This window comes from Ruegeria sp. O4, from assembly GCF_056535125.1.
Genome location: NZ_JBQERO010000016.1, coordinates 80,176 through 87,612, shown reverse-complemented (window position 1 = coordinate 87,612; position 7,437 = coordinate 80,176). Strand labels below are relative to the sequence as shown.

The 7,437-nt window shown below is 54.8% G+C and carries 7 protein-coding genes; 2 read left to right on the top strand and 5 right to left on the bottom strand.

Annotated features, from left to right (window positions below; translation table 11 throughout):
• Positions 1-693: 693 nt before the first annotated feature.
• Positions 694-945 (bottom strand): WGR domain-containing protein, encoded by a 252-nt coding sequence (locus ACR0J7_RS16175; protein WP_480914919.1) that lies wholly within the window; start codon positions 943-945, stop codon positions 694-696.
• A 305-nt stretch (positions 946-1,250) separates the two neighbouring features.
• Here ACR0J7_RS16175 and ACR0J7_RS16170 point away from each other — a divergent pair, with 305 nt between their 5' ends.
• Together ACR0J7_RS16170 and ACR0J7_RS16165 are read left to right on the top strand one after the other, a co-directional pair.
• Positions 1,251-1,643 carry a GFA family protein gene (locus ACR0J7_RS16170; RefSeq protein WP_171722476.1) on the top strand — a complete coding sequence of 131 codons (393 nt, stop codon included), beginning with the start codon at positions 1,251-1,253 and terminating at the stop codon, positions 1,641-1,643.
• Between the two features lie 102 nt (positions 1,644-1,745).
• Positions 1,746-2,048: an SH3 domain-containing protein gene (locus ACR0J7_RS16165; protein ID WP_480609275.1), complete on the top strand. Its 303-nt coding sequence runs from the start codon at positions 1,746-1,748 to the stop codon at positions 2,046-2,048.
• Positions 2,049-2,435: 387 nt separating this feature from the next.
• Here ACR0J7_RS16165 and ACR0J7_RS16160 read toward each other — a convergent pair whose 3' ends face one another.
• The 4 genes from ACR0J7_RS16160 to ACR0J7_RS16145 all read right to left on the bottom strand — a co-directional run bounded on the left by ACR0J7_RS16160 (position 2,436) and on the right by ACR0J7_RS16145 (position 7,388).
• Positions 2,436-3,572, bottom strand: coding sequence for an MFS transporter (locus tag ACR0J7_RS16160; protein ID WP_480914917.1), 1,137 nt, complete (start codon positions 3,570-3,572; stop codon positions 2,436-2,438).
• A 630-nt stretch (positions 3,573-4,202) separates the two neighbouring features.
• On the bottom strand, positions 4,203-4,922 hold the full coding sequence (locus tag ACR0J7_RS16155; RefSeq protein ID WP_113789668.1) for an NYN domain-containing protein: 720 nt from the start codon (positions 4,920-4,922) through the stop codon (positions 4,203-4,205).
• Between the two features lie 433 nt (positions 4,923-5,355).
• A complete protein-coding gene (locus ACR0J7_RS16150; protein WP_480900662.1) occupies positions 5,356-6,723 on the bottom strand; it encodes a sensor histidine kinase in 1,368 nt (455 codons plus the stop codon).
• A complete protein-coding gene (locus tag ACR0J7_RS16145) occupies positions 6,720-7,388 on the bottom strand; it encodes a response regulator transcription factor (RefSeq protein ID WP_480505559.1) in 669 nt (222 codons plus the stop codon). Before ACR0J7_RS16145 ends, ACR0J7_RS16150 begins: the two co-directional genes overlap by 4 nt.
• Between the last annotated feature and the right edge of the window lie 49 nt (positions 7,389-7,437).

The window sequence follows — 7,437 nt, the reverse complement described above, 5'->3', positions numbered from 1 at the left end:
CATATCCTGCTCACGGGCGAATACAGGTGGAAAACCAGGTGATCTACGGGCTTAGGGTGTCATTCTGCACTCAGCCGGAGCAGACCCCAAACAGATCATTCTGGACCGCGATCTCTGCCGCCTGAAGGCTGGTGTCAGTCTCGATGTCTTTTGCCGTCTCAAGATTCAAAACCATCTCTCCTTTGTGGTGCGACCTCCGGGGCTGGTCCCCTTCGGTGCTGGTTTTGAGCCGAGCCCTGAATGGGCGTCGTCTCTAAAACCTGCCCCGTGGCGAACGCGGAGAGGGGCGAGACAGGACAAATCGACAAGAGTGGTGCGGCCCGCAGCGCAACGCGCGAGGACACGGTCTTGTCTATTTGTCTTGTCCGAGGGGGGAGGCCGCGCCTTCCCCCTGACGTCGGGTGGCTTTTGGCTTGTCCAAATCCCGCCTGACCAACAAAAGAAGCCAAAGGATCTTCGATCCTGCGGAAGCGCAAAAGGGATCGTCACCCGAATGGGCAGATCACCACGGTATGGACCGACCATGACCCAAAGCCCCTGCCCCGGCGCGCAAGAGACGGTTCAGGGGCTATTGGCTCAGGGAGATCATGCTGGGGTGTTCTGGGTGGAAGCCGGCATGCCGGCTGAAACCTAGAGCCCGGTCACGAGCCGAAAGGCTCGTGATTTGCCAGGGAAACAGATTGCAGCCCGAATTCACTCACCGACCGGGACATACCCCCGACGGCGCTTTTGCATTTCGAGTTTGTGGAGGGCATCAGCAGCCTGGGCCTCATTGTCATATGTCACCATCATGGCCTGCCTGTTCGTGCCAATTCGTCCCCAGGTCCGAAGGACGGACACTTCTCCAAACAACGTCGGCTGCAATTCTATTCCATAGAACCGCGCCATGTTGACGTCTGGATCCACATGGATCAGGTGGACAGGTGTGGTTGCCGTCAGCTCCATGATCCGATTGTCGGTCAATTCAGACCGTCTGTCCAATGACTTTGCAAGATCCATTCGTCGGAATGGATTCTGATCCTCAATGGAACGGACCTACATTTACTGAGCGGACATCCGCACAGTTTTCTCTCTTTAATGACCGTACTCACGCAGAAGAGAATTTTTCACGGCCGGAAACTGCCGCATTTAGTCAGATGATGAAATTCCGCGTGAGATAGCCAAAAGTAATGTGGAAATGTTGCCGCCTCAGATTAGGGCGCATACGATGTTCACTACTCTTCCCAGTGGACATAGAGGGATGAACGAACATGGCACAATCATTGGAAGGTGGGTGCTTCTGTGGTGAAGTGCGCTACCGGATCACCGGTGAAGCGGTACTGCAACTCATGTGTTTTTGCAGAGATTGCCTATCGATGACCGGTACAGATGGCTACGCCGGGTACATGATAAAGTCAGAAAATCTACAGCTACTGAAGGGCAAACCACGGACCTTTGAGAAGACCTCAAAGGAAGGCCGACCTGTTATCAAGCATTTCTGCGGTACCTGCGGGTCAGGCTTGTGGGGTGTGACAGCCTTCGGATTGACGAGCATTGCAGCTGGGACACTGGATGAACCAAACAACTTCAGCCCATCGAAAAAGGTTTTTGCGAAAGATGCCCCCAACTGGGCCAGAGTTCCCCACCACTTGGAAGATATGTAGGGGTTTAGGCTTTGGTATCACGTACATTTCTTTCTGGGAGTTGTTCCTTCTGGTGACCCGAATTGCTACGATTGTAGTTGAGGCAACAAGCAGGACATCAAGATGCGCAATGCAATCTTCTCACCCTTAGCGGCTTTGTTCCTAGGGGTCGTCATGGGCGTTGAGCCGGCTGCGGCGGCGTCACTGGGACCATATGAGGTTTTTGGAGTCGAAGACGGTGACATGCTAAAAATGCGCAGCGGACCTGGAACAGGGTTCAATGTGATCGTTGGTCTTCCAAATGGAACCGCACTACGAGTTCACAGCTGCGAGCAGACCGGTGGCACACGTTGGTGCCGCGTTTCATTGGAGCGTGCTCGTAGACTAAAGGGGTATGTCTCTTGGGCATACTTGCGGAAAATCTAATACGACGATGATCAGCGATGCCATCTTACTGCTATAATAGAATGCTGGCAGAAAAGGCCGCAGTGAAGCTTTCTTGTTGCCGGTGATGGGATCAAGCGGGAAACCACGATCGTGTTTCCGGCCCTTTCCTGCCGTTCGACCTTGGTCAATGTTACTGCACTGCGACCCCGTCGAACCTGCCGTTCGCTGCGAGCGCAAAACAAAGGCTGCCTGAACTCGCTACATGGGACTAGACCTGCCGTTCAGCACCGTTTCCCCAAAGTCCGCTTTGCCAATAGCCTGCCACTTCTACGACCCAGCGAGGTCAATATTGGCGGCTGGCTCAGCAATGAAGTCGTAAAGCAGGCATCCCAAACGTAGAAGAGATGCCTGTGTGTTGAGTGGGGGTTAGCTTTGAACCCTTACCAACGCCAAGGCTTGAACACCAAGCAAGGCAGCGAGCGTTCCGAACCCAATGAATGGAACGTTCGAGCTGATTGCGCCAATAGACAGTGGGCCAAGCACGTAGCCCGCAGACCAGAAGAGAAAGTAGCTGCCCGATATGGCCCCTTTGAGTGTGTCGGGGGCTTCCTCGTTCAATTCAGCGATGGATGCCACGCAGAAAATTCCCAATCCAACGCTGGCAAATCCAAGTGGAATATAGGCCCAAAGCCCTAAAAAGAGCGGGAATGCCGCGAGTCCAACAGCCGCCAACGCCATACCCCAGATCAGAAACCCCTTCCGTCCGAACCGATCAGAGAGTGCTCCTGCAACGATCTGCGACAGGCTGATGGCCGCATAGAACACCACGAACAGCAGGCTGATGGCCGTTGCGCCAAACCTATGTGTGGATGCCAAAGAAACGGGCAAAACCGTTAGGAAAACACCGTATCCAGCGCCGTACAGAAGGACACCCAACAACAGGATCAACGTCTGCCTTTGGCGCAACAGCCTGATAAATTGTGCAAAGCTCGGTCGAGACTGTCCAAGAGGAACGGCAACGGGTTTCAGAAAGAAAAAGACACACAGTCCTGCGAACAGGCACAGCACTGCAAAAATCAGAAACGGCAGACTGCCTTGGCCGTTCGGCGCGACGAGCAAACCCAATAACGGACCCGCCGTCAGGCCAATGTGAATTGCCGCATTGTAGATGCCAATCACCCGCCCCTTGGTTGACGGATAGGCCAGTGAAAGAATAGCTGGCCCGAGCGCCCAGATCGGAGCTTCACCGATGCCCTGTACGGCGCGACCCAAGAAGATGCCCCCAGCGGTTTCGGTGAAAAAGAAGACAACACCAGACACTGCGCAGAGTAAATAACCAGTGACCAGGAAACGCTTTGCGCCCAGGTGGTCTGACAGAGCGCTGATCGGCAGTTGCGCAAGCAGATAGGCAAACGCAAAAACCGAGGCGACGAGACCGACGCATTCAAGTGATCCGGTCATTGCATGAACCTGTTGTGGAAGAAGTGCGACGATCATGCCGACACCGATCATCTGAAGTGTTGCTGACAAACTGAGAATGAAGAGTGGAGTAAGTTTATTCATGTGTATTGGCCTCCAGACAGCCAGACGACCATGATGCTGTCACGGCCCAAAAGGCGTTTGCATCACGGTGGGAAGTTTCGAGATTTGGAGGCGAAAAGGCGCACGCAACCTAACCCTGTATGCTACAGGAGGCCGCGATTTAAGCGACGTCTCGCGCCTGCGTCAGTCTTGCGCGCACGCGTGCGCGGCAAAAGACACGCTTAGGCGCGCGGCGGGGGGGAAACAGTGAAGATGTAGCTTGTCACGGGCATTGTCTGAGAATTTCTCGTCGGAGTTGTCAGAATGGACCGTAGTTCTCGACATGTTCAAAGTAAACTCGGAACTGAGACCACTATCCGAGATTGATCGCCAACCGGGACTCCAAGTGCCCAACAAAGCGGACTTTAGCTGCGAAACAGAAACTTGGAACTCTGGGCTCTTTGCCGACCTCAGTGCAGAAGCAGCACAAGTCCCTGCCCTGTTCTCCACGATATATCCAAACGGCCCTTAGCCACAGTTCATCCACCCGCGGTTGCGCCGCGGTGCGGCCCGCCATTCCTGCCATTCGCTGCAACCGCAAAATCAAGAACGCAAGAAACTGAAAGTGTGCGGGACAAAACGGTCAGTCAGGTTGAAGGTAAGTGGATATTCTCAGGACTTTGCCCTTGGCTGGACGTAACGAACGAAGAGGCTGTTGCCCTGTCTCTTCGTTTCGAAGCCTTTGATCGCAGCTACGAGATCGCTCAGTTTTCCCTTTCCGTAGGTCCGAGCATCAAAATCTGGATGTGCAGCGACTACTGACTGGCCAAGTTGCCCAAGGTGAAACCACTCGTCATCTTGTTGGATACGTGCCATGGCATCCAAGAGTAACTTTGCCGCTTTTTGGGGCTGCTCCTTTGCAGAAGCTAGTTTCTTGGCTTCGCCTTCGTCTGCTACAAGGTTTTCAATAAAAATGAACCGGTTGCACACGTTCCGAAGTGGCTCCGGAGTTTTTTTCTCTCCGATGCCAATCACCATTAAGCCATCCTCTCTGAGACGATTGGCTAAACTGGTGAAATCACTGTCGGAAGAAACCAAGACAAACCCGTCGAACCGACCTCCATGTAGGATGTCCATCGCATCTATCACAAGACCAATATCGGATGCGTTCTTACCCGACGTATTGGCGGTCTGCTGGTGTGCAACAAGACCCAGCGATAAGATTACCTCGGACCAACCTTTCAACCGACTACTGGTCCAATCGCCATAAACTCGTCTAAGCGCGGGTTCGCCTATTGAAGCGACCTCCTTGAGAATTGCTTCCGCAAATTTGGCTGGTACGTTGTCGGCATCAATCAGCGTCGCCAATAACGGTTGAGCACGTTCGGTCATCTGGTTGGCACCATGATTTGTCTACTCTTGTCTTAACTTGTCGCTACTTATCGAACTGCCGACACGAAAACCAGAACACTCACAAAAACAGAGACCTGGAGTTTACTTAGCGGTCAGCGATAGGCTCGCATCTGCCCTTCTCTGCGACAAGCCCGAATTGGTACTATGAGCCCCAACCGGACCTTAACTGCACTTTGAGTTTTTGCTCGCGCAGAAGGCTCTAAACCACGCAAACCGGACCTTCCCACGCGCTTCTCAGATGGCAGGGCAGCGGGACCAAGCGCCATTTCGCTGCAAAAGGCTTCAAAGTCCGGTGAAGACGTATCAAGACCACCGTGCCCGGCACCTGGGGTGGAAACCGGTCATTCGCTGTAATCGAAAAACTCTCTTTGATTGTGACAGGTTTCGGGTTCCGAGCAGAAATTGAAACAAACTACAGGGCTATGGGAAGCTGAAGCGTGACGCTGGCTCCTTTTTCGACTTGGTTGATCGCGGCCACTCCTCCGTGGCGCTTCGCTACAGCTGAGACAATCGACAACCCTAAACCGCTGCCTTCGGAATATTCCAGCTGCGAAAATCGACTGAAAACGGCTTCGCTTTGTTCGGGTGAAAGGCCGGTTCCGTCATCGGATACGGTAAGCTTTACGTTCTCGCCATCAGAACGCAGCGCGACTGAAATTTGGCTCAACTTAGTCCCACCGTGCTTAACTGCGTTGTCCAGCAGGTTTTTGATGGCCTCAGTTAAAAAAACCTGATCTCCTGAAACCGGAATTGTCGAGTCCGGCATCGTAACATCAAACTCGATCCCTTTTGCGAGGATCTGTACACCCATGTCAGTGCAGGCTTCTTCCACAACCGCACGGAAATCAATCTTGTCCATCTGATCCTGATGCGTAGGTTGCCGCAACCGCTCCAACGATAATAGCTGCTCGGCCACCGTGGCGGAGTTTTTCGCTGCCGACACAAGCTCGATAATCCGTTTGTCCTTGTCCTCATCCGATTTTGCGTCCCGCAACGCCTCGGCCATGGACTGGACCGCTGCCGCCGGATTTCGCAGCTGATGCGCGGCTTCTGAGATAAACACCTGATGGGCGTTGATGCTGTGCTCGACCTGTCCAAACAGCCGGTTCAAGGTCTGAACAATGCCATGAACCTCGACCGGGACCGGGCGTTTGATTTCGCTCAGGTCGTCAGGTGAGCGTAGGTCGATCGCATCCTGCAAATCCAGCAAGGGCCGCAGCCCTCGCGCGACGCCGAACCACACGACAACAGCAAGGGTGGCCAGCAGGATACCCATCAGGATCGCGGCGCGGATCGACAGTTCGTTGGCAAAGGCGTTGCGATCCGCAACGCGTTGCCAAGCTGTTACTGTCGCATCGCCCACAAGGTTATCAAGTGTGACGCGCTCGGTCATTTTCAGTACGCGCACCGGCTCATCCCGATAGATCGCCTCGAAAAACCTCGGCTGGTACGCGTCTTGCTCAGACGGGTTTGCAGCGGCCGGAGGGTATGCATACCCTGTGACGTAGATGCCACCGGGTCCGGTCACGTGATAAAAAATCTCTCCGCCCGATGCGTCGCGGATCAAGCTGCGCGTGGTGGGCGACAGGGCATCGCCTTCTGACACCGCCACATCGCGAGAAATGGCCAGACCGGCGGACAATAGGCTGTCGTCAAAAAGCTCCTGTGCCGTTTGTTGAGCAACCGTGTAGCGCCAGTATCCAAGCAGGATTGCGAGCAGCACCAATGGCGTCAGGATCAGAATGAAAAGCCTGAGCCTGAGTGAGCCGTGCCGGATCACTTCTGCACCTCTAGCAGATATCCAAGGCCACGGGCGGTCTTGATCCGGATGCCAAGGTTCTGAAGGCGTTTTCGCAGTCGTGACACATGCGGCTCGACGGCCGAATCGTCGACATCGGCTCCCACGCCGTAGACGTAGTCGATCAACTGACTTTTGGGGACGATCCTGCCGCGACGTTCCAGCAGGCATTCAAGCACAGCCATTTCCCGACGCGGCACATCGAGAACTTGGCCCTTTGCGCTCACCTGCCGGGCGGTGCGGTCGAATTCCAGGTCTCCGATCGTTTCGCGCGCACCGTAATCCAGTTGTTTGCGGCGGGACAGGGCACGGATGCGGGCCTCGAGTTCATCCATCTCGAAGGGTTTCACTAAGTAATCGTCGGCGCCCATATCCAGACCCGAAACGCGGTCGCTGGTCTCGGTGCGCGCGGTCAGCAGGATGACGGGCGCGCTGTCACCCCGGTTGCGAAGGGACCGCAAAATCTCAAGCCCAGACCGACCCGGCAGGTTGATGTCCAGAACGATCAGATCTGCGCCTTCTTGCTCCAGATACAAATCGGCCGCGCCGCCATCTGTCAGCACGTCAGCGGCATGGCCCCGATCCCGCAGGCGATAGGCAATGGCGTTGGCAAGGGTCTCATTATCCTCGACGATGACGATCCGCATCAGGTCTCCCGCAAGTTTCGCGCAAGGTTGGCGCCCCATGATTGCCAGA

Excerpts from the sequence above, each read along its gene's own strand:
- ACR0J7_RS16145 (WP_480505559.1), bottom strand. The coding sequence starts at position 7,388 with ATGCGGATCGTCATCGTCGAGGATAATGAGACCCTTGCCAACGCCATT.
- ACR0J7_RS16155 (WP_113789668.1), bottom strand. The coding sequence starts at position 4,922 with ATGACCGAACGTGCTCAACCGTTATTGGCGACGCTGATTGATGCCGAC.
- ACR0J7_RS16165 (WP_480609275.1), top strand. The coding sequence starts at position 1,746 with ATGCGCAATGCAATCTTCTCACCCTTAGCGGCTTTGTTCCTAGGGGTC.
- ACR0J7_RS16175 (WP_480914919.1), bottom strand. The coding sequence starts at position 945 with ATGGAGCTGACGGCAACCACACCTGTCCACCTGATCCATGTGGATCCA.
- ACR0J7_RS16160 (WP_480914917.1), bottom strand. The coding sequence starts at position 3,572 with ATGAATAAACTTACTCCACTCTTCATTCTCAGTTTGTCAGCAACACTT.
- ACR0J7_RS16170 (WP_171722476.1), top strand. The coding sequence starts at position 1,251 with ATGGCACAATCATTGGAAGGTGGGTGCTTCTGTGGTGAAGTGCGCTAC.